This is a genomic window from Streptomyces viridochromogenes (genome assembly GCF_001270495.1).
Classification (GTDB): Bacteria; Actinomycetota; Actinomycetes; order Streptomycetales; family Streptomycetaceae; genus Streptomyces; species Streptomyces viridochromogenes_A.
This window is the reverse complement of the sequence record NZ_LGUR01000201.1, coordinates 58,399-79,507: the sequence shown is the minus strand read 5'-3', so window position 1 is coordinate 79,507 and position 21,109 is coordinate 58,399. Positions and strand designations below refer to the sequence as shown.

At 67.7% G+C, this 21,109-nt stretch carries 19 protein-coding genes and 2 pseudogenes; 7 read left to right on the top strand and 14 right to left on the bottom strand.

Going from position 1 to position 21,109, the window contains the following annotated elements; all coding sequences use genetic code 11:
* Nucleotides 1-25 precede the first annotated feature (25 nt).
* The 7 genes and pseudogenes from ADK36_RS23225 to ADK36_RS51505 all read right to left on the bottom strand — a co-directional run bounded on the left by ADK36_RS23225 (nt 26) and on the right by ADK36_RS51505 (nt 7,345).
* Nucleotides 26-1,164: pseudogene (locus ADK36_RS23225) on the bottom strand (ABC transporter ATP-binding protein).
* On the bottom strand, nt 1,157-2,260 hold the full coding sequence (locus tag ADK36_RS23220) for an ABC transporter substrate-binding protein (RefSeq protein ID WP_053198842.1): 1,104 nt from the start codon (nt 2,258-2,260) through the stop codon (nt 1,157-1,159). The pseudogene ADK36_RS23225 and the gene ADK36_RS23220 overlap by 8 nt, the downstream one beginning before the upstream one ends.
* A 419-nt stretch (nt 2,261-2,679) precedes the next feature.
* Nucleotides 2,680-3,033, bottom strand: a complete 354-nt coding sequence (locus ADK36_RS23215; protein ID WP_048584582.1) for a cupin domain-containing protein — start codon at nt 3,031-3,033, stop codon at nt 2,680-2,682.
* 332 nt (nt 3,034-3,365) lie between these two features.
* Nucleotides 3,366-4,100, bottom strand: a complete 735-nt coding sequence (locus tag ADK36_RS23210) for an SDR family NAD(P)-dependent oxidoreductase (protein WP_048584583.1) — start codon at nt 4,098-4,100, stop codon at nt 3,366-3,368.
* Between the two features lie 71 nt (nt 4,101-4,171).
* Nucleotides 4,172-5,281, bottom strand: coding sequence for an alanine racemase (locus tag ADK36_RS23205; RefSeq protein ID WP_048584584.1), 1,110 nt, complete (start codon nt 5,279-5,281; stop codon nt 4,172-4,174).
* Nucleotides 5,282-5,403: 122 nt separating this feature from the next.
* Nucleotides 5,404-5,877, bottom strand: coding sequence for a RidA family protein (locus ADK36_RS23200; protein ID WP_229911613.1), 474 nt, complete (start codon nt 5,875-5,877; stop codon nt 5,404-5,406).
* 1,258 nt (nt 5,878-7,135) lie between these two features.
* Nucleotides 7,136-7,345: a DUF2180 family protein gene (locus ADK36_RS51505; RefSeq protein WP_063776924.1), complete on the bottom strand. Its 210-nt coding sequence runs from the start codon at nt 7,343-7,345 to the stop codon at nt 7,136-7,138.
* A 419-nt stretch (nt 7,346-7,764) separates the two neighbouring features.
* On the opposite strand from ADK36_RS51505, the gene ADK36_RS23190 reads away from it, so the two are divergent.
* On the top strand, nt 7,765-8,043 hold the full coding sequence (locus ADK36_RS23190) for a hypothetical protein (protein ID WP_159029251.1): 279 nt from the start codon (nt 7,765-7,767) through the stop codon (nt 8,041-8,043).
* A 326-nt stretch (nt 8,044-8,369) separates the two neighbouring features.
* Here ADK36_RS23190 and ADK36_RS48925 read toward each other — a convergent pair whose 3' ends face one another.
* Nucleotides 8,370-8,540: a hypothetical protein gene (locus tag ADK36_RS48925; protein WP_159391185.1), complete on the bottom strand. Its 171-nt coding sequence runs from the start codon at nt 8,538-8,540 to the stop codon at nt 8,370-8,372.
* A gap of 20 nt (nt 8,541-8,560) precedes the next feature.
* Nucleotides 8,561-9,247, bottom strand: a complete 687-nt coding sequence (locus tag ADK36_RS23185) for a GntR family transcriptional regulator (RefSeq protein ID WP_053198840.1) — start codon at nt 9,245-9,247, stop codon at nt 8,561-8,563.
* Nucleotides 9,248-9,953: 706 nt separating this feature from the next.
* On the opposite strand from ADK36_RS23185, the gene ADK36_RS23180 reads away from it, so the two are divergent.
* The 4 genes from ADK36_RS23180 to solA all read left to right on the top strand — a co-directional run bounded on the left by ADK36_RS23180 (nt 9,954) and on the right by solA (nt 13,836).
* A complete protein-coding gene (locus tag ADK36_RS23180) occupies nt 9,954-10,634 on the top strand; it encodes a haloacid dehalogenase type II (protein ID WP_048584589.1) in 681 nt (226 codons plus the stop codon).
* 181 nt (nt 10,635-10,815) lie between these two features.
* Nucleotides 10,816-10,980, top strand: coding sequence for a hypothetical protein (locus ADK36_RS46515; RefSeq protein ID WP_234329837.1), 165 nt, complete (start codon nt 10,816-10,818; stop codon nt 10,978-10,980).
* A 286-nt stretch (nt 10,981-11,266) separates the two neighbouring features.
* Nucleotides 11,267-12,670, top strand: coding sequence for an NAD(P)/FAD-dependent oxidoreductase (locus tag ADK36_RS23170; protein ID WP_063784526.1), 1,404 nt, complete (start codon nt 11,267-11,269; stop codon nt 12,668-12,670).
* 20 nt (nt 12,671-12,690) lie between these two features.
* A complete protein-coding gene (gene solA / locus ADK36_RS23165; RefSeq protein ID WP_048584590.1) occupies nt 12,691-13,836 on the top strand; it encodes an N-methyl-L-tryptophan oxidase in 1,146 nt (381 codons plus the stop codon).
* A gap of 237 nt (nt 13,837-14,073) precedes the next feature.
* On the opposite strand, the pseudogene ADK36_RS49585 reads toward solA, so the two are convergent.
* The 5 genes and pseudogenes from ADK36_RS49585 to aztB all read right to left on the bottom strand — a co-directional run.
* Nucleotides 14,074-14,298 (bottom strand): annotated as a pseudogene (locus tag ADK36_RS49585) (IS5/IS1182 family transposase); the annotation flags it as partial.
* A gap of 990 nt (nt 14,299-15,288) precedes the next feature.
* On the bottom strand, nt 15,289-16,488 hold the full coding sequence (gene aztD, locus ADK36_RS23160; RefSeq protein ID WP_053198837.1) for a zinc metallochaperone AztD: 1,200 nt from the start codon (nt 16,486-16,488) through the stop codon (nt 15,289-15,291).
* 93 nt (nt 16,489-16,581) lie between these two features.
* Nucleotides 16,582-17,541 (bottom strand): zinc ABC transporter substrate-binding protein AztC, encoded by a 960-nt coding sequence (gene aztC / locus ADK36_RS23155; protein WP_048584592.1) that lies wholly within the window; start codon nt 17,539-17,541, stop codon nt 16,582-16,584.
* Nucleotides 17,538-18,767, bottom strand: coding sequence for a hypothetical protein (locus ADK36_RS23150; protein ID WP_048584593.1), 1,230 nt, complete (start codon nt 18,765-18,767; stop codon nt 17,538-17,540). The genes aztC and ADK36_RS23150 overlap by 4 nt, the downstream gene beginning before the upstream one ends.
* A gap of 20 nt (nt 18,768-18,787) precedes the next feature.
* On the bottom strand, nt 18,788-19,645 hold the full coding sequence (gene aztB / locus ADK36_RS23145; RefSeq protein WP_048584594.1) for a zinc ABC transporter permease AztB: 858 nt from the start codon (nt 19,643-19,645) through the stop codon (nt 18,788-18,790).
* Between the two features lie 14 nt (nt 19,646-19,659).
* Here aztB and aztA point away from each other — a divergent pair, with 14 nt between their 5' ends.
* Nucleotides 19,660-20,403, top strand: a complete 744-nt coding sequence (aztA, locus tag ADK36_RS23140) for a zinc ABC transporter ATP-binding protein AztA (RefSeq protein ID WP_048584595.1) — start codon at nt 19,660-19,662, stop codon at nt 20,401-20,403.
* A gap of 368 nt (nt 20,404-20,771) precedes the next feature.
* Nucleotides 20,772-21,041, top strand: a complete 270-nt coding sequence (locus tag ADK36_RS51500) for a transposase family protein (RefSeq protein ID WP_425315475.1) — start codon at nt 20,772-20,774, stop codon at nt 21,039-21,041.
* Nucleotides 21,042-21,109 lie beyond the last annotated feature (68 nt).

Below are 21,109 nucleotides of genomic sequence, written 5' to 3'. Positions count from 1 at the left end.
TGGTGGCGGTGAGGGCGGCCATGGCTCACTCGCCCTGTTCGGTCGGGAAGAGGTTGACGTCGTCCGCATCGACGGTGATCCCGACCCGCTCGCCCGCCACGGGGCCTCGGCCGGCCGGTACCTCCAGACGCAGCAGCGGCGCCTGACCACCATCGATCCGCACCCCCGCGCGGACCAGGGTGCCCACGTACGTGGCGGTCTCCACCGTGCCGGTACAGAACCCGTCGTCGGTGGCGCAGGCCCGCAACCGGCCTGGCTGGACAGCAACTTCACCTGGGCGCCGGAGGGCAGCTGGTGACGGCGGGCCTTGAGCAGGCCGCCACTGGCTTCGAGGCGGACCAGGGTGTGCTCGCCGTCGTGCTGCTCGATGCGGCCGGGCAGGAAGTTGGCCGCGCCGAGAAAGTCCGCCACGAACGGCGTCTTCGGCCGCTCGAACAGCTCCCTCGGAGTGTCGAACTGCTCGATCAGGCCGTTGCGCATCACCGCGATGCGATCCGACATGACCAGCGCCTCTTCCTGATCATGCGTCACATAGATGACCGTCAGGCCCAGTTCCTGCTGGATGCTCTTGATCTCAACCTGGAGCTGATCACGCAGCTTCTTGTCCAGCGCACCCAGCGGCTCGTCCATGAGAATCACCGGCGGCCGGTAGACCAGCGCCCGGCACAACGCCACACGCTGCTGCTGACCACCGGACAGCTCACCCGGCTTACGGCCCCCGAACCCGGACAAACCGGCGATCTCCAGCGTCTCCCCCACCCGGCGGCGGATCTCGTCCTTGCCCACGCCGCGCAGCGTGAGCGGGAAGGCGACGTTCTCGCTCACGGTCATGTGCGGGAAGAGCAGGTACTGCTGGAAGACGAACCCCAGGCCACGCTTCTGCGGGGCGAGGCGGGTGACGTCCCGGTCCCCGACGGTGATGGTGCCGGAGTCGGGTTCGCAGAACCCGGCGATCATCATCAGGGTCGTGGTCTTGCCCGACCCGGAGGCGCCGAGGAAGGTGACGAACTCCCCCGCCGCGATCTCCATCGACGCCTCGTCGACAGCGACGACATCGCCGTAGGTCTTGCGCAGGGCCACCACCGACAGCGCTTTGCCGGTCGCGGTGGCCGGCTTGCCGCCGGCCACCTTCACGGACGGTGCGGCGATACCGAATTCAGCCACGAGCCCACTCCAACCAGCGCTTGGTGACGGCCGATTCGTTCTTCAGCCACCAGTCGACATCGGCGTCGAAACCCTTGTCGTAGTACTTGGGCGCACCCGCGGACGCGTTGCGCTCGTCGTCCGTGAGCTTGGCATAGGCCAGCGGGGACGACGGGTTCGACGGGAAGAACTTGACCAGGTTGGCCTGGCTCTCCGCACGGAGCGAGAAGTCCATCAGCTTGTAGGCGTTGTCCGCGTTGGCGGCGCCCTTGGCGATGGCGTAGCCCTGGAACTGACGGCGCATGCCGTTGAGCTGCCGCTCCACCGGGACGCCCTGCTTCTGCAGGTCGGCGAGCCGGCCGTCCCAGACGGTGGACATCGTGACCTCCTGCCGGCTGAGGAGCACGCCGGGGAGCGGGCCGCTGTCCCAGAACTTCTTGATGTCACCCCGAAGCCGGGTCAGCACCTTGAAAGCACGGTCCACATCCAGCGGATACAGCTTGTCCATCGGCACGCCGTCGGCCAGCAGCGCGAACTCCAACTCCGGCAGGTCACCGTCCGGACTGACCATCGAACGGCCGCCCTGGAACGCCTTGGTGTCCCAGAAATCCGCCCACGACTCCGGCTTCTTACCCCCGAAAGCATCCGTGCGGTACCCAATGCACTGGCCGTAGAAGGCGTGGCCGACGGCAGACTCAGTGATCTGGGCCTCGGGGATCTTCGCGCTCTTGACGCTCTTGATCCGGTCGAGGTCCAGCGCCTCCAGCGCGTCCTGGGCCACGTACTTGGTGTGCGACATCATCGAGTTGTTGATGAGGTCGCACTGCGGCCGACCCTGCTTGATCTGCGCCAGCAGCGGAGCGTCGTCCAGGTTCAGCACCTTCACCTCGATGCCCGTCTCCTGCGTGAACGGCGTGTAGATCGCCTTCTGCAGGGCAGCGCCGTAGGAACCGCCGCTGTCGCGGACGACCACCGTCTTGCCGCCGCCCTTGCTCCCACCGGACGACACACGGCTGGTGCCGGTGCCGCAGGCGGCGAGGGAGGGAAGAGCGGCGAGGGCGGCGAGGCCGCCTGCTCCACGCAGGAGCGCTCTACGGCCGATCTGGGGATCACTCATGGCAATTCTCCTCATATGGGGATGCATGGGACCAGCTGTGCGGGGCTTTACCTCGCAGGTGCGGCGGGGATGGTGCAGGGCGACGAACGCGGACGGAAGCATGACCCGCTTGCGTTGTCGGCCGCCGCTTTGGGCGCGTGTTCGCCGTGGATCGAAGTCCCCGACGACCTGTGTCGGGGCGACGCCGGCTAGAAGACCGGGTGAGTGGCGGTGGGGAAGCCGGAGCCGTCGCAGGCGGTGACCGGCAGGGTGGCGGCGGTTTTCACCAGAGCCGCAGTATGAAGGCCTTCGTGAGGGTGAGGCAGAGCGGGGCCTGCGGTTGAGGGACGTGCCGGGCGGTCCATCTGCCCCGGGTAACGCTGCTCAGCAGGTAGCTTCGCGAGAGATCCCAAACACGATCGGGTCGCGCGGCATCGGCGTCACATCACGGTCACGTAGATCTTGCGCACGGTTTCGATGGTCTTCCAGACGCCGACGTAGCCCGGCTTCATGACGAAGCTGTCGCCGGCCTTGTAGATCACCGGCTCGCCACCTTCGGATGTGAGTTCGACGATGCCGGAGAGGATGTGGCAGAACTCGAAGGTCTCGCCCTTGATCGAGCGCACCTCGCCGGGCGTCGCTTCCCAGACGCCCGTATGGATCGACTCCCCACGGGCGACGTCCTGGGCCCAGGTCTTGAACTCGGGGTTGCCGGAAATCAGGCGTCCCGGGAGCGGGCCGGACTCTCGCGGCGCGAAGGAGGGATGGGTGTCGATGGCCTTCAGGAGCGACATGTCTTTCCTTCTTGAGCTGGAGAGGTTGGTAGCCGCGGCCACGGTCAATGAGCCGTCGCCGAGCGGCGTCTGGCACGCACTCGTGGGCGTGGCCCGTTCGCGGCGTGCGGAGGCCGGCGACGCGTCGCGGCTGGTGCCGGGGTGGCCGGGGGCTCGGATGCTGTTGTCGGCACGGGCGCCTTGTGGGTGGCACCGTTCGAGTGCGGCGAATGGGGGACGCGCTCGACGCGTGCTCGACCGTTCATGCCGCAATCGGCGATCGCCCGAGGCAGAAGGCGAGACGGAGAGCAGGTCGGTCAGCCCATTGCTGGAGATGATGCCCAGCAGGGTGGTCAGAAAGCGGTGTACCCGCCGTCGACGGTCAGGACCGATCCGGTCACGTACGACGACTCCGACGATGCGAAGAAGAGCACCGCGTCGGCGACCTCTTCGGGGGTGGCGAGGCGCTGGAGCGGGATCTGGCTCTCGCGCTCGCGGCGGTAGGCCTCGGGGTCGGGGCTTCGTTGGATCACCGCTTCGATGATCGGGGTGGCGGTCAGACCGGGAGCAACGACGTTGACGCGGATGTTGCGCGCAGCCCATTCGATCGCCGCGCCCTTGGCGAGCATGATGAGGCCTCCCTTGGCGGCGGAGTACAGAACCTCCCCGGGCTTGCCGACCATGCCGAGCCGTGAACCGACGCAGACGAACGAGCCGCCGCCCTCAGGCATCAGCGGCGCGAAGTGCTTCATCACCAGGAACGCGCTGAGCAGGTTGCTCTCGAGCACGTGCTTCGCGTCGTCGTAGGCCATCTCGGTCAGCGGACTGCTGGCCTGCAGGCCGTGGTTGAGGACGACGACATCGACGGTGCCGAAGGACTCGGCGGCCTGCTTGGCCAGGTGCTCGACGAACGCCTCGTCATTGAGGTCTCCAGGGACATACAGGTCGTCGGGCTGAGCGCTGTCGAGCCGCTCCCTGCGGCCGGTGAGCAGCAGCCGCGCGCCCTCGCGCCGGAAGTGGGAACTCACCGCCTCCCCGATGCCACTGCTGGCGCCGGTCACCAGGGCCGCGACGTTGTTGAGTCTCATGTAAGGCGCTCCTTTACGGGGGAGGTAGGTCGGGTTGCGGGCTCGGCCACGAAAATCTCGTCCCGTGCCGGTCAGTTGAGGAATCCGCGGGCGTCGACCGGCCAGCGCTGCAGCGACGTGCCCGTGCTGTCGGTGACGATCAGTTCCTCGAAACCGAGGACGACGGGGCATACGTGGTTGGGCACCACCGGTACGACGGTGCCGACGCTGGGGCGGAACTCGCCGTCCGGCAGCGGAAGGAACCCGTGGTACTCGTTGAGCTTCGCCAGGACCGCCTTCGTGCCGGCGATGCCGCCGTAGCCGATCTCGGGACTGCCTTCGCGGCTGAGGGCTTTGGTGCCCACATCAAGGATGACCTGGTCGGGGACCCAGTCGCTGACCACGGTGCCGACGACGAACAACGCGATCTGGTCGTCCGTACAGGAGCCCAGCCGGGCGTTGTTCAGATCGCCGAAGACGTACTCGCCGGGACGGATCTCGGTGATCACGCTGCTGCTGGTGGAGTACTCGACGGTGGGCGTGGAGCCGGCGCTGACCACCTCTGCGGTGACCCCGACGTCGGCGAGGCTGCGTACCGCGGTGATGAGCGCGGCTTCCTGGTCCTGCGCCGCGCGCCTGCGAGCATCCCGACCGGTGCTGCCGTGACCTGGATAGGTGAAGACGCCCACCGGCACCAGACCGCGCTTGCGGGCGGCGAGCGCGAGATCGCCCGCAGCCTCGGGCGGCGCCCCGGACCGACGGGCGCCACAGTCGACCTCGATCACGACCTGCAGCCGGTCCGGTTCGTCTCCCATCGCGTCGGCGAGGGCCTCGATCGCCGCGACGTTGTCGACGCCGACCCGCAGCCGGACGGACTCGGCGAGCCGGCGGATCCGGGCTCGCTTCGTTCCCGCGGCCCAGATCGGGTAGGCGAGAAAGATGTCGTCGAATCCGGCCGCGGCGAAGACCTCGGCCTCACCGACGTTTCCCGCGGTGATCCCGACCGCGCCGGCCTCGATCTGGCGTCGCCCGATCTCCACGCACTTGTGCGTCTTGACGTGCGGCCTGACCTTGAGGTCGCGCTGGTCGGCGAAGCCTTGTATGCGGTCGATGTTGCCCTGCATGACGTCGACCAGCACGATCGGCGCGGGGGTGTCGATCCGCTCGACCAGAGCGTCGAGTGCTCGTTGCAGCCGGTTCACGCTGCCCTCCTTGTGGTTCTGCCTGGAATGACCGAGGGGCACGGGTGCTGACTCCCCTGGATGCCGAACGTGCGCGGCCCGCGATGTCGCGCGCACTTGCGTACACCGCCGTCGGGCCCGCCCTACACAGCGGTGCAGACCATCTGGATCTCGACCGGACTGTTGAGCGGCAGCCCGGCGACACCGATCGCGGTGCGGGCGTGTCGCCCGTTCTCGCCCAGCACCTCGATGAGCAGGTCACTGGCCGCGCTGGCGACGTTCGACTGCTCACCGAAGTCCGGCGTACTGGCCACGAAGACCAGCATCTGCACGATCCGGACCCGGTCCAGATCGCCCACCGCCTGCACAGCGGCGGCGAGGCAGTTGAGCGCGGCATGGCGCGCGAGCTCCTTGGCCGTCTCCAGCTCGACGTCCCTGCCGACAGTGCCCTGCCCCAGCAGCCAGCCGTCCTGGTAAGGCAGTTGGCCCGAGATATAGATGCTGGAATCCACACTCCGGTGGTGCACGTAGTACGGGTTGTCACGGAGCTCGGGAAGGGCCAGACCCAACGCCTGAAGCCGATCGGAAGCCGAGTCGGTGTTCGCTGCCGAAGTCACGGACTGGCTCATCGAGCCCCCTCCGCGAACAGAGCAGGGCACAAACCCGCACAGTTCCCCATAAGAACCTGCATCATATGAATCTTGATCATCTGTACTCGGCCCTCCTCTCGAGTAACAGTGGCGACAAAGCACCATATGGTGACTTAAAACTGCCACCGTATTGTCGTTTGTCGACCATATGGGTGCCCGTCGGGCACTGTCAATACGGACTTCAGCCCCGAGTGCGACCTCGGAACGCCACGTGCAGCTCCGCCCGGCGCCGCCGTAAGCGGCGGTCGACGTCGCGACCCGGCCCACCGATCTCATCAGGTTCGGCGTGGACGATCATGTCGAGCGGTTGACACGGATGGTCGAGCCGATCCGGATCGGGCAGGCAGGCAGGCAGATCCGACAGGAAGACGACCGTGACGCTGATGCAACTCTCCGACGAACAGCGGAGGTTGACCGCACCGTTCTGGCCGACGGGCGAGTACGGCCCTACCCTGAGCGACTGCCGAATCAGCTCGACGGCGCGATGCGGCGGTTCAGGGCAAGCACGCAGCGGCGTGAGATGGCAGGCGAGTTCGGGACTGGCCGACCGCCTACGAGCGCTGGCAGGCCGGGAGGAACGCCGGTCTCTTCACCGCGCTGCCGGAAGGCCTGATCGCCGAAGTCACCCGCCAGAGCAGGCGGACTTGTGCCTGGTCAGCGTGGACTCCACGACCGCCCCTGCCCCCAGACACGCCGGAATGACCGTCGGTGGGGACATCGTGGAGGCTCTTGGGTGCAACTGCCGACGCGTCCGCCGCCGACGCACTCCGACTGACGCCCCTGCCTCTCAAGGTCCCGCGGTCGGACCGATCACGACAGCACAGGCGCCGGCATTCGGCGGTCCGAGTTGCAGCATGCGACAGCTCGGACCGCCCGGCGGTCAGGGGGTGTCCGCCCGGCAGTCCGGGCACAGATCCTTATCGGGTGGTCGCGGCCTCGTCGATCACGCAGCCCTGGAAGCCCTCCGATCCAAGGGGCGCGCCCGGCCCTCGCTGCAGTTGACGTCCTGGCCACCCGGCGATTGATCCGTCCTCGTTCTGCTCCTGCGACCTCTTGTCGTCCGCGGTTGCGCCTCCAGCGTGACGCAATGACCATGGCCACGACTGAGGCCCGGACGCCGCGCCAGTGATCCGGGACGGCGTCCGGGCAGGCCAAGAACGGGCGCACGGACGGACAGCGCGCATTCGACGACCGATGATGCGGTGCGATAAGCGCACCATGTGGGTCAGTGGGCCGTCTCGGCCATGTCGCAGGTGTGGCATACGACCCTGCGTGCAGGGATGCGGCCGTACGCAGCACCCATGCCGACCTGGCGGGTGATCTGTACCTGACGTACGCGGGCGTGATTCTCGCAGGTGGCCAAGCCGCAACGCGAGCACACTCCGATGCCGGTGGTGTCGCTGCGGGCCTCCTGGAGGCAGTCGTAGCACCTCATGTCCAACTCCGATTTCAGCAGGGGCCAGGTGTGGCGGCCAACCAACGTGAACAAACCCACCCAGGCCACGCACGCCCACTCAAGGAGCTTGAAAAGTATGGTCTAGTTTAGACTTTGTCAAGACTGAGACTCGATCGCGATCGTATGGTCAGTGGGTGATGCAGTGAAGCAGCTTGACCTGACTATCAGTCAGCGTTCGCTGTTCAGAGGTACGGCGGCCCGGTCAGTGTCCCCGCGCCTCGCGACCCGCGCTCCAGGCGGCGTCGCCCGTTGAACGTCGGCACGGTGCGGACGGCGCTGCCGGGGTGCGACTCCAAGGCCCTTCACCCTGCGCCCACCATTGCCTCGCGCCACTTAATGGACCAACGCGTCCCACCACCGGCGATAGTCTGCGGACCCATCCCAGAGAGGCGGGTCCAGTGAGCTTCGACGCAGAACGATCAGCGCGCATCGCAGCCATGCAGGAAACCGCCCGGCCCGTCTGGGAGTCGACCGGCGACACGGACGCACTCCAGCAGTTCCTCAAAGACAACGGCTGCCACGGCGTGGAAGCCACAGTCGTGACCATGGAGCTCTTGAACTGCGATCTTGCCGAAGCTCAGCGAGCATTCTTCAACGCCCCATGCCGCGATGCCGAACGCCGGTTCCACAACCACGCCCTGGCACTGCTCGAAGAGGCCGCCGACACCGACGCCTGACAGCACCGGCGACAGACACACTCCTTTGACACGGCCATTAAGACTCCAGCGGCTTCATCGAGCCTCACCGACGCGTCGCCCGCGGCTTCAGGAGCCGTGCCGACCACCCGTGCAGTGGTCCATGCCGCGCTCGGCGCGGTTCGTCAGCGAGCAGAAGCTCGCCAGCCGTCTGCCGACAGCCCTGCCGGCGCGCATGCCGCTGCCGGCGGACCGGAGCTGTTCCGGATCTCCACCGTGACTCGCAGCCACGGCGACGGGCGTCGACCTGCTGTGGCAGGTCAAGATCGCCGTGGTGCTGCCGGTGCGCTCGGTCCTGGAATACGCCCCTACCTCGCCCGGGCAAGGGCCGCGCCAGGTATCGCCGTGGTGACCCGCAGGCAGGTGACGTCCGAGCGGGTGGCGGAACCGGTGATGACGGTGACCTGGCTGGACGGCACCAGCGCACCGAGCCGTACTGTTTCGCGTCCACCCCGCTGAATGAGGTTGCCTTTGGACACTTCAAGCAGACTGCATGGCCTCATGCATGCCGGTGCGCGTGTCCCCCTTGGTCTCCCGGCTGGGCTCGCAGTCCCATGGGGAAATGGGCGGCCAGTTCCTGACGGAACGCGTCGGTGTCGCCTTCCAGGGCAACGGTGGCCAACCTCTCGTGCTCGACGACCAATTGATGCGGGTTGTCGCTGTAAGTGCGGTGATCGACACTGAGGTAGAGGCGCAGCTTGGTCTCCCAGCCGTTCCAGAGACTCTGCAGGATGCCGTGCCCCGAGAGATCGTAGAAGAGCCTGTGGAAGCGAAGGTGTGCGTCGATACTGGCCGGGATGTCATCCTTCTCCATTGCCCGGCGGAGATCCTCGACGGTTTGCAGCAGCTGAGGCCGCTCAGGACCGCGCAGCGCTTCGGCCGAGAGTTCGGCGGCGTAGGGCTCGACACGTAGCCGGACCGAGTCGATCTCGGCGACCTCGCGAGCGCTCACCTCTACGACGAACGCCCCGCGGTAGGGGATCTTTACAACGAGCCCTTCCTCCTCCAGCTTGGTCAGCGCCTCGCGCAGCGGGGACCGGCTGATCCCGAGATCCGTGGCGATGTGCGCCTCGCGCAGTTGGCCACCGGGAGGTACGGTCCCATCGAGGATGGCGGCACGCAGTGTGCGGTAGACGCCGTCCGGCGTCGTCATCCGCTGCTCCTGCCACTCGAACTTGTGGTCCACCCCGTTGCCCTCCGTCGGCGCCTGTCGACCATTTGGTCGTTTGTCGACTATACCTCCGCTTGGTTTTTGACATCCACGCTCAAGTTGGTCCTCGGGCACGGAGCTTCCTGAATCACAGCCGTGCCGTGCCCCTCCCAGCTCACGGGTCGCGGTGACACGTCGGTGCCTCGATGGTGCCGTTCGGTTGTCAGACCGGTGCCGGTTCCGGCAACGCGGGTGCTTGCGGATCTGCGGCAGGGCGACCTGGGGCAGCCGCCAGGACGCCTGCAGCCGACCGAGGGAGCGCGGCGGTCCGTAGCTCGGCGGTGCACAGGATGTGCGACGCAGCACCTTCGTGCTTCCGGACGCCGAGAGGACAGTGTCGTGGCTCGCCGGCCTCCGGCCCTGGCGCCGCAGCCACGAGCGCAGGGCAAGGCAGCCGCACACCTCCTGACCTACGGACGGCATCACCGCGGCCCTGCTCAGCCACCGCCGAGTCACCAACTGACGCCGACGTCTGGTTACCAGACAAGAAAAAGGAGTCTCATGGCCATGGCGGAGAGGGGCACCGAGGAACAGGGGCGGGACAGCGGTTCGAGGGAGCGCTGACTGGCCATGAGGTCGTCGTTGACATTCGAAACCACCTGGTCGACAATCGACTAATAGATGGTCGACAATCGACCAGAGCTAGTGTCAGGCTGCTCCGCTGAAGTACTAGGAGGACCCAGTGGGATTCGACATCAAGCCCAAGTTCGCGACGTTCGACATGAACGGCACACTGATCAAGTTCAGCATCAACGACACGATGCGCGAGGTCCTGGGCGACCGGCTGCCGGCCGAGCTCGCCGATGACTTCCTGCGGATCTGCAAGGCGTACCGGATCGACGAGTGCACGGGCGCCTACCAGCCGTTCCACCAGGTCGTCGCGCGTTCCATGGAACGCGCTCTGCACAAGGTCGGTCTCGAGTACCGCGAGGACGAAGCGCGTGCGGTGTACGACCGCATCCCCACCTGGGGCCCGTACCCGGGTGTCACCGAGGCGCTGAACCGCCTGGCCGAGGAAGTCCCGCTGGTCATCATCACGAACAGCGACACCGCGCACGCCGTGCGCCTCGCGGAGAACCTCAAGGCCCCGTTCGAAGTCGTCATCAGCGCCGAGGAGATGGGCGTCTACAAGCCGCGACTCGGCGCGTTCGACTACATGCTCGACAAGCTCGGCGTGACACCCGACGAGCTCGTGCACGTCTCCGCGAGCCCGATGTACGACCTGCGCTCCGCGGCCATCATGGGCATCGAGAACAAGGTGTACATGGACCGCGGCTGGGAGCACGACGAGCACTGGCTCGGCTACGAGCGGATCACCGACATCGCCGACCTCCCCGTTCTCTTCGGCCTCCCGCGTCCCTGACACCTGAGCGGAAAACTGAGGACTGGAGCCACCCGTCATCGCCCGCAACACGTACTTCGTGCAGCACCGGGTTGCGGGCTCAGTCATCGATATCTAGGGCCGACTGCCTTCCGGGACAGTGAGCCGTTGAGTGAGGGCGTTGTCGGCCGGGACGTGATCTGGACCGGTCCGGATCGTACAGATGCTGGTCCTGGTGGCCGGCACGCCGGACTTCGGCGAGCAGTCGAACGTCGCCAACGCGGCCAGTGAACTGCTCATCGAGGTGCTGGGCGAGACGGAGGGCACGCTCGCACCGCGATCGGCGTCGCCGAGCTCCACCTCCGCAATCCTGTCGAGACCCAGATGAGCTGCACCGCGGTGTAGCGGCGAACCAAACCTGAGGAATGCATCTGGAAACCGGATCCAACAGGCACCCGACACCCTCGTCGAGCGAATGACACCCCGGCGCCGATCGTGCCGGCCGACGTGACGCAGGACAACATCGACCGTATGCAGGGCTTCGCCGCATCGTCCTCTTCCTCGCATCGTCGGAGTCCCCGTCCATCACCGGGACAACCCTCCTCCGCCGACGGCCGCTACACCGCCTTCCAGTACCGGCCCACGCGGTTCCCAGACACAGAAGAAGGACGCACATGAACGCCCTGGCGGCACCACCCCGAAACGGAGAGCTCGGCTTCTGGGTGGCCCAACTCGCCGACAAGAAGCCCTCGTTCCCCCGTTTCACCGGCCAGGTCACCGTCGACGTGGCCATTGTCGGCGGCGGATACACCGGCCTGTGGGCGGCGTACTTCGCCAAGAAGCTCGAACCGTCTCTCTCGGTCGCGGTCTTCGAGGCCGAGCAGGTGGGCTACGGCGCATCAGGACGCAACGGTGGCTGGCTCTCGGCAATGCCCCCGGGAAACCGTGCCACCTTCGCCCGCGCCGGAGGCGGGTTGGAAGCCAGCCGGGCGCTGCAGCAGGAATTCGTCGCCGGTGTCGACGCCGTCCTGGACATCCTCCAGGCCGAGGGCATCGATGCCGATCAGCACAAGAGTGGCGCGCTCGTCGCCGCCCACACTCGGGCGGGGCTGGGCCGGCTTGTCGCCAGGCGTGATGCCGACCTGAAGTACGGGCTGACCGACGACGAAGTCCACATGCTCGACCGGGACGAGTTCCGCAGCCGTATCAACATCTCCACCGTCCACGGCGGGCTCTTCTACAAGCACTGCGCGCGGCTCCACCCCGCGAAACTCGTCTACGGCCTCGCCGACACCCTGACATCCATGGGGGTCCAGATCTACGAGGGCAGCCGAGTGGACAGTGCCGAGGGCAAGACCCTCGGCCTGGCCAACGGACGCGTCACCGCGGCCAAGACGTTCATCTGCACCGAAGGCTATTCGGGACAGCTGCTGGGCAGCCGGACCCTGATCCCTGTCAATTCCTCGATGATCGTGACCAAGCCCCTGCCGGAGGAGGCATGGCAGGAGATCGGCTGGGACGGGCCCCAGTGCCTCAACGACTCCGCGCACACCTTCATCTACGCCCAGCGGACGGCGGACGGCCGTATCGCCATGGGGGGCCGCGGTGTCCCCTACCGGTTCGGGTCCGGCACGGGAGGAGCCGGTGCGACCGCCCAGTCCACCATTGACCTGATCTCGCAGAAGCTCAGCTCCTTCTTCCCGGGCATTCCCTTCGAGGTGGACCACGCCTGGTCGGGCGTCCTGGGCGTCACGCGTGACTGGAACGGCGGCGTGCACTGGGACCCGGCGTCCGGGATCGGCTCGTCCACCGGCTACGCGGGACACGGTGTCACGTCGGCCTACGTCGGCGGCAGGACTCTCGTGGAACTCGCCTTCGAGAGGGAAACCGAGCGGACCACCCTTCCCTGGGTCGGCTACCGAGCACCGAAGTGGGAACCGGAACCCATCCGCTGGTTGGGCGTGCACGCCATGTACCGGCTCTTCGGCATTGCCGACCGGTGGGAAGAGCGCAGGGGTTCCAGCACCACCTCACTGCTGGCCAGATTCGGCAGCCGACTCGCCGGACTTCACGAGTAGACGAAAAGGAAACTGCTCTCATGGACGCAAAGCTCGCAGTCATCGGCTTGGGCAGCATCGGAAGCATGGCCCTGTGGCAGGCCTCCCGGCTGTCCGACTCGGTAGTGGGCTTCGAGGCCGCCACCCCGGCCCACGGCCGCAGTGCCGTGGGCGGGGACACCCGCCTGTTCCGCATGGTCTACCTCGGGAAGCCCGACTACTACCCCATCATCGAGCGCTCCCGCGGCCTGTGGGCCGACCTCGAAGCGGAAACCGGGCAGGAAATCCTCACGGTTACCGGGGGCCTGTCCATCGGGACGGCGAACGGCAGCTTCATCACCAGCCTCCTCGAAGCAACGCGCATCACCGGAGCCGAGCACTGCGTCCTCAGCCGGGAGGAGATGGCGGACCGCTACCCCCAGCACAACCTCCGCCCCGACGACTGCGCCGTCTATGACCCCCGCGCCGGCGTCCTGCGCACCGACCGTGCCGTCAGTGCCGCCGTCGCGGCGGCCCGGGCGAACGGCGCCACCGTCCTTCAGAACACACCCGTGGACAGCATCACCGAAACCGACCACGGCGTGGTCGTCACCTCGGGCGACAGAACCTGGACGTTCGAAAAGGTCATCGTCGCCTCGGGCGGCTGGTCCCGAAGGCTCATGCCCGACCACCTCAAGGCCGTCACGGAAACCCATCGGATCGTCCTGACCTGGTTCATCGCCCAAGACGGCATGCAGTTCACGCCAGAGAAATTCCCCGTCTTCAGCCGGCTGTACGACGACCGCTCCCTGTACGGCGCACCCGCCGTCGATGGTGTGACGGTCAAGGCATCGGTGGACGGACCGCTGGACGGACGCGGAAGGGAAACCCCCGACCCGGACTCCGTGCCCAGGGAACTCACCCGGGAAGAAGTCGAGAAGGTCACCGATATCGTCACCGAATTCCTTCCCGGTCTGACCCCCACCATCGTGCGCTCCGACGCCTTCCCCGACCTTTTCACCGAGGACAGGCATCCCCTCCTCGGCTGGATTGACGAGAACAGCAGGGTCTACTGTGCCACCGGATTCTCCGGAAAGGGCTTCAAAATGGCTACCGGCTACGGCCACATCGCCGCACACGAGGCGCTCGGCAAACAGACCATCGATGGCCTGGACTTCGTGCGTCCGGACCGCTTCAAGACCAAGTAGCCCACCCACTTCCGGCGCCTCGGCGCAGTAGCCGCGGTATCGCCATCGGGCTGACGGTCGTTGCGAGACTCATCTCTTGATGTCCCGCAACGACCGTCTGTCGTCTGCTGAACTGTCCACCCATAAAGAGACTCAGCTTTACGCTGATACGGAGGACCGGAAACGGGAGTTGAACATCGTGTCAGTTGCCCTTGCGGGCGATGCGATGGCGGATGCCCGCCTGCGGAGCCATCGGCCCATGTTGGCGCCGGAGATGCCCAGCGACAGAGGCAGTCCATTCCGGTCCGTTATACAAGTGGATCTTCGACCCGTTCTTGCCGCGGTCGGTCGCATTCGGTCCGGTCAGAGGCTCCCTCTTGCAGCCCTGAGGCTGACGGAGTCGATGGCGCACCGCGACCGGTCCCGCTCACCGCGAGCGCTGAGCTCGTCCAGGAGGATGCGGTGCAGCCGGGACCCGGTCCTGGTTCCTCCGAGCGCAACGTCGGTAGACCGTCGGCCAATCCGGGGCGTCGTCCATGCCCCGGTATCCTGGGTGAGGGGTGCGGCCAGGACTACGTAGTCCGCTTCCGTCAGGGCGGAGCGCAGGGTCGTCGCACCGTGGACCGTGCCGAAGTCGGGTCGTCCGTGCTCGACGGGGCCGCGACCACTGACGCGATCCTGGACTCACCTGGGTGACGACAGGCGGCCCGTAACGCCTTTCGGGTGCGTCCGAGGCTACCCAGGCCGCTGTCCGCCGCCTTGCGACTACTCCTCGCTCCAGCCAGTCACCGATGTCCCCTGTCCGTCTCTCGGTCAGACAGGGCGGACAACGCACGGTGCCGAATTCCGTCTGGGGTGCTACGACTCCATGATCAGCACTCCGCCGGTGCGGAGTGCGCCGGCCGTCTGCCGAAGGCCCGGAGCACCTGGTCGGGGTCGGCGAGGAGTTCGGGGCCGCCCTCGGCCACGACCGTGCAGTTCATCAGCACCACCCGGTGGCAGGTGCGGGCGGCGCCCGCCAGGTCGTGTGGTTGGTCATCAGCAGTGCCCTGTTTTCCGCGGTCAGTCGGCCGAACAGCTCGAGCCGGCGGCCTGCGCGCGGGCCACCAGGACCGCTGCCGCCGGCCGCCGGAGAGCTCGCCGACGGGGCGTCACCGCAGCGCGCTGAGCCCGGTCAGCTCCAGTGCCTCGTCCACCGCCGCTCGGTCCGTCACGCCCGGCGGCGCAGCCGGCCCATCTGCCGGGTACGGCCGGTGAGGACCGCGCCCGCGATGTCGACGGGGGACCTCAGGCGAACTCGTGCTGTTGGTGCACGTACCCGATGCGCTGACCGGCCCGCCGCCCGGTCCGCCCTCGACGGTCACCTCTCCCCCGGCCAGCCGCACAAGGCGAGGCCGTGGCGCGCCGGCATGGCCGTCGTAGACCCGCGGCCCGGGCCGGGCGGGACGGCCTCGCCGGGGTCGGGTCGGAGGATCAGTGGCCGGCGACGACGCCGGACAGTTCGTTGGTGCTCTTCGGCAGGGTCACGGACGTGATCTTCTTGCCCGATTCGATGTCGATGGCGTGCAGTTGGCGCTTGCCCGGCTCGGAGACGTACGCGGTGTTGTCGCGGACGAAGAGGGTGGGCCGGGGCTGCTGCCAGTCCAGCGGCTCCTGCCAGTCGTCCACGACGGGGATCTTCTTGTCGACCTTGCCGGTCTCCGGGTCGATGACGTGGAGGGTGCCGTTGGTGCCGAGGAGGAGGGCCTCGCCGTGGGGTCCGCGGCCGAGCGAGCGGAAGGAGTAGCTGGTGCCCAGGTCGACCAGGCGCAGTTTCCCGGTCTCGGTGTCGATGAGGGAGATGCGGGTCGGCCGCTCCAGTTCGGCCTCCGGGTCGGTCTTGTAGTCGCCCAGGAGGACGGTGGACGCGTCGCTGCCGCGCTGGTTGCCGATGCGGCCGTAGTCGTCGGGGGCGTCGACCTTGGTGAACTTGCCGTCCTTGTAGATCAGGAGGCCGTCCTCGCAGCCGATGCCGATGACCTCGCCCTTGGCCGCGGCCTCGCCGTGGACGCCGGGGCAGTTCTCGTTGCGCTTGATCTCCTTGTTGTTCTTGTCCAGGACGAGGGCGCCGGTGCGCTTCTCCTCGGTGCCGAGGGTGGTGAGGAGTTCGCCGTTGGTCAGTTCGATGGCGACGCCGTGGTGCGGTTCGGCGGAGGTGTAGTTGCGGCCTTCCGGCTTCTTGCCGCCCTTGAGGTCGGCGGGGTCGAAGACGTTGACCTCGCCGGTGCCGTCGGTGAACAGGACCGTCTTACCGGCGTGCTGAACGACGTGGCCGGGCTTGGCGCCCTTGTACTCGACGCCGGTGAAGGTCTGCTTGGCGGCGCTGAAGACGCGGAATCCGGAGTCGGTGGAGACGATGACGTGGGAGTCGTCGCCGGCGGGGTTGAGGCGGTTGAAGCCGGGCAGCTCGATCGTGTTGGCCAGCTTCAGGCTTTCGCCGTCCAGGACGTACAGGCCGCCGTCGAACGTGGCGACCAGCGGGTCCTTGACCGCCACGGCCTTGGTGCCCGGCGCGTTCTTGGCCTGCGCGTCGGACGAGGAGCTGTCCTCCCCTCCGCAGGCGGTCAGGACCGCGGAGGCTGCCAGGGCGAGGGCCGTGCCCGTGAAGGCTCTGTTGCGTATCGGCTTGTTCACCGGGGTGTTCCTTTCTGTGCCGCGCGGGCGCGGCAGTGGGTGCGGGTGCGCTTGAGCGGCCGGTCGACCGGTGTGCACGTCAGAGGCTCTGGTTCAGGCGCCGGTCAGGCCGTCGGTCATGGCGGTGGTGTTGGCGCGCATCATCTGCAGGTAGGTGCCGGCGCCCTTGCCCTTCTCGGTCAGGGACTCGGAGTAGAGCTCGACGACGCGCACCTGACCGTCCAGTTCGGTGCGCAGGACCTCGGCCAGCCGCTTGGGCTGGGAGGAGTCCGCGAACACGGTGTGTACGCCGGCCTTCCGCATCGCCTGGGTGAGCGAGCGCAGGTCGGAGGAGCTGGGCGAGGCCAGCGTCGTACCGCTCGGAATCACCGCGCCGACCACCCGGAAACCGAAACGTTCGGCGAGGTAGCCGAAGACGTGGTGGTTGGTCACCAACGCCCGCCGCTGTTCGGGTATGCGGTCGAAGGACTTCTCCATCCAGGCGGCCAGGTCGGCGAGTCGGCCGTCGTAGCGGTCGGCATTGGCACGAACCGCCTTCTCGTCCACCCCGTCCACGTGCTCGATCACCTGGTCGGCGATCAGCCCCGCGGCCTTGCGAACGCGGTCGGGGTCGGTCCAGAAGTGCGGATCGGGCTGCCCGGCCTCCTCCTCGGGGCCGCCGTCGTCATGCGTCTGGAAGGTGAGGGGGTCCACCGCCTTGCCGGCCTCGAAGGTGGCCACCCCTGCCTCGCGGGCGGCGTCCACGTGCCGCAGTACGTTCTCCTCCAGACCCAGCCCGTTGAAGACCACCAGGTCGGCGCGCTCCAACTCGGCGGCCTGCACGGCCGACAGACCGAAGGAGTGCGGGTCGGCGTTCGGCTTCATCAGCACGGTCACGTCGGCTTCGTCCCCTACGATCTCCTGGGTGATGTCGCCCAGGATGTTGGTCGTCACCACCACCCGAGTCCGGTCGTCGCGGCTCGTACAGCCAGTGCCGGCACCGGCCAGGGCGAGGGTGAGCAGGACCAGCAGGAGGATCCGCATCCGCCGCGACCCTCGCGTCCGTGTGGTCATCGTCCGGTCTCCACCATCAGGGCCGGCTTGATGTCCAGGTCGAAGGTGCGCGCGATGCGCAGGTTGTCGTTGTAGTCGATCTCGTACACGCGTTTGCCCTTGGAGTCGTTGAGGTAGGCGCGGCTGCGGTCGACCTCGATGACCGGTCCCGCGTCCCCGTCGCTACCGGTCTCGGGGGTGCCCGTCAGAAGCGGCTTCGTCCTGGAGACCTGCTTGCCGGTAGTGATGTCGTAGCCGTGGACTGCTCCGTCGGTCTCCAGGACCATCAGGACGGAGCCCTCACCGGCCGTGTTGGCGGAGACGACGGAACCGGTCCTCACCCGCGTCCACGCGCGCTCGGTGACGTCCAGGACCCACACGGCCCGATCCCCGGCCGGCGCCGTGAGCGTGTCGCTGCCGGGCCGATGCCGGAAAGCCGTGGCCCGCTCCGTTTCGCGTACGTCGCTGCCGTACGCGATTTTCTCGGCCGTGAACCTGCCATCGTCCTCACGGACGAGCAGAGCACCATCGGCGCACCCGAGGACGACTCCACGCCGGGTGACGGCGTCGCCCCGCACCTCCTCGCACTGGGCGTCCGGCGACGCGGCCCGCCGGCCCTCGCGGTCGTACACCGCGACCTTCCCGTCGTCCGTGACGCCGAGCAGGTGCTCCGCGTACGGCACGACAACTCCCGCGTGCGTCCCGGGAAGCGGGCGGGCGGAGCCGACCTTGCCCTTCTCCAGACCGGCCCGGCGGTAGATCCTGGCGCGGCCGTCCTCGTCGGTCACCGCCGTGACGGCGGCATCGCTGCGGACACGGGTGCCCGGGCCTCCGGGCACCCGGCCCACGTCACGTATCGCCGCGCTGTAGTAGTGGACGTGGTCGCCGTGGTCCACCATCCATGCGCCGCTGTCCAGCACGCGCGTGCTGCCCGCGGTGTGGAAGTAGCCGAAGCGGCCGTCGGTGGTGAGTTCGATGGTGCCCGAAGTCCGGGACACCTTGTGCGTCTTCCCGGTGATCAGATCGAGTACCCGTGTGTCGCCGGTGGCCGGGTCGTTCAGCAGCAGCCGCGACTGCTGCTCGGCCTTCTCCTGAGCACCCTCGACGTAACCGTGCGGAGCGGAGGCCGAAGCGGTGGCCTGCGGGGCGGACGCGCTGTCGTCGTGACTCGCGCAACTCGTGGTGAGCAGGGAGATCGCCACGAGTGCGGCGGGCGCCCAAGGTATGACGTTACTTCGGACGAGCAAAGGGATCGCCTCAGGTTCTTTCAGTCGGTCGCTGTGACGTGAGCGCCGAGGAGGCGCGCACGGCGGCGGTGACGAAGAGCGGATGCCAGATGGGAGAGGAAGAACAGGCTCACCGCGAGGGCCGAGACGGTCGCGCCGGCCGCGGTGCTCAGGTGCCAGGACAGCAGCAGGCCACCGAAGGTGGCGGTGACGCCGAGGAGCGCCGCGAGGGCCATGACACCCCGCACACTGCGCGCCCAGGGCAGCGCTGCGGCCGGCGGGGCGATGAGCAGGCCCAGGACCAGCAGCGTTCCCACGATGTGGAAGGAGGCGACGATGGCCAGCGCAAGCAGGCCGAGCAGCACGGCGTGAGCCAGGCGGGGGCGCAACCCGAGCGTCCGGGCCTTGCGCGGATCGAACGCCAGGGCCAGGAAGGCCCGGTGACCGAGGACCGAGACGACCAGCGCGAGCAGCAACGCCACGCCCAGCAGCACCAGGTCCTGCTCACGGACGGCGAGGACGTCACCGAAGAGGAACCCGGTCAGGTCGACCGCGAAGGACTGCGACCGCGACACGATGATGACACCGAGCGACAGCATCCCCACGAACAGCAGGCCGATACCCGTGTCCTGAGACAGCCTCGGAGTGCGGCCGAGGGCTGTGACGCCGGCCGTCATGACGGCCGCGCTCAGCACCGCCCCCAGCAGCAGGTTGCCGCCGAACAGCGCGGCGAGCGCGACTCCCGGCAGCAGCCCGTGCGACATGGCGTCACCGAGAAAGGCCATCCCTCTGAGCACCACCCAGGTGCCGGCCAGGGCACAGATCGCCGACACCAACATCCCGCCCCACAGCGCCCTCTGCACGAAGGTCACCTCGAAGGGACCCGTCAACCACTCCATGTAAGCAGACTATAATGAAAACCATGTTCAAAACGCAGGGGCCCCCTCCCGCCCTCACCGAGGCCAGGACGCTCCGGGTCCGCTTCACGGAGCTCTCCGCCGGATACCCCGGCCGCCCCGTCCTGCATCAACTCGACGCGGAAATACCGGCGTTGGCGGTCACCGCACTCGTCGGCCCCAACGGAAGCGGGAAGTCGACCCTGCTCGGCGTAATTGCCGGAGTGATCCAACCCACATCAGGCCGACTCCACCACGTCGGCAACCGGCCGTCGGCGTTCGTCCCGCAGCGCAGCGCCGTCGCTGACGTACTGCCGCTGACAGTCAGGCAGACGGTGGAGATGGGGCGCTGGGGCGACCGCGGACCGTGGCGCCGACTGACCCGACAGGATCGCGCCACCGTGGACCAGTCCATGGAGAGGCTCGGCATCACCGACCTCGCCACCCGTCAACTCGGAGAACTGTCCGGCGGACAGCGGCAGCGCGCCCTGATCGCCCAAGGACTCGCCCAGGAGTCAGATCTGCTCCTCCTGGACGAACCGACCACGGGACTCGACCTCGATGCGAAAGATCGAATCACCGCGTTGCTGACGGAGCTGGTCGCCGATGGGGTGACCGTCGTCCACGCCACCCATGACCTCGAAGCCGCACGCTCGGCGGACGCCTGCCTCCTGCTCCGCGACGGCCACCTGGCAGGACAGGGGCACCCCGAACAACTCCTCACCGCCTCGGCACTCGCTCAGATCTGGCAACCGGCCTGACACGACTGCCCCGTCATGTCTCGTGGCGACGGTGCCTCACGTGCCGCCGTTGCATGTAACCGCGCGGTGCCGGTGGAAGCCCGAGCTGTCGCAGCGCCTGCGTCACCGCACCGTCGGGCTTTCTCGGCGTCAGCAGCGATGCTCGACAACTTCACAGCCGCCGACGTGGAGAACGGCTGACATAGGTCCGACCCGGATCACGTCTCGGCGTCGCTCGAATCCTGGCTCTGGATCACTTTCAGTGCCAGGGCCCGGAGGGTCACCGAAACCGCGATCATGAACGGCCGTGGGTGATGTGCTCCTCCAGGACCTGTGGTTCCACCGGGTCGAGGGTGTAGAGGTCGAAAACGCCGTGTGATGGCGAGTTGGTGACTGTGCGGGCTCGGACGGGTGCTGAGCAGGCTGCGTGTCCGGCGTGCGGGACACTGTCGTCCCGGGTTCACAGCCGGTACGTACGTCGGCTCGCCGACAGCGCGGTCGGCGGTCGTCCGGTGTTGATTATGTTACAGGTGCTCGGTTCCGCTGCCGTGAACGCGCTTGTCGCCAGGCGATCTTCGCCGAGCAGGTCGACGGGCTCGCCTTCCGGCACGGGCGGCGAAGTACCGGTCTGCAGACAGTCCTCGAACGCCTGGCGGTGATGCTGGCCGGTCGGGCTGGCGCCCGCTTGTCGCAAACCCTGACGGCTGGGGTGAGCAGGTCGACGCTG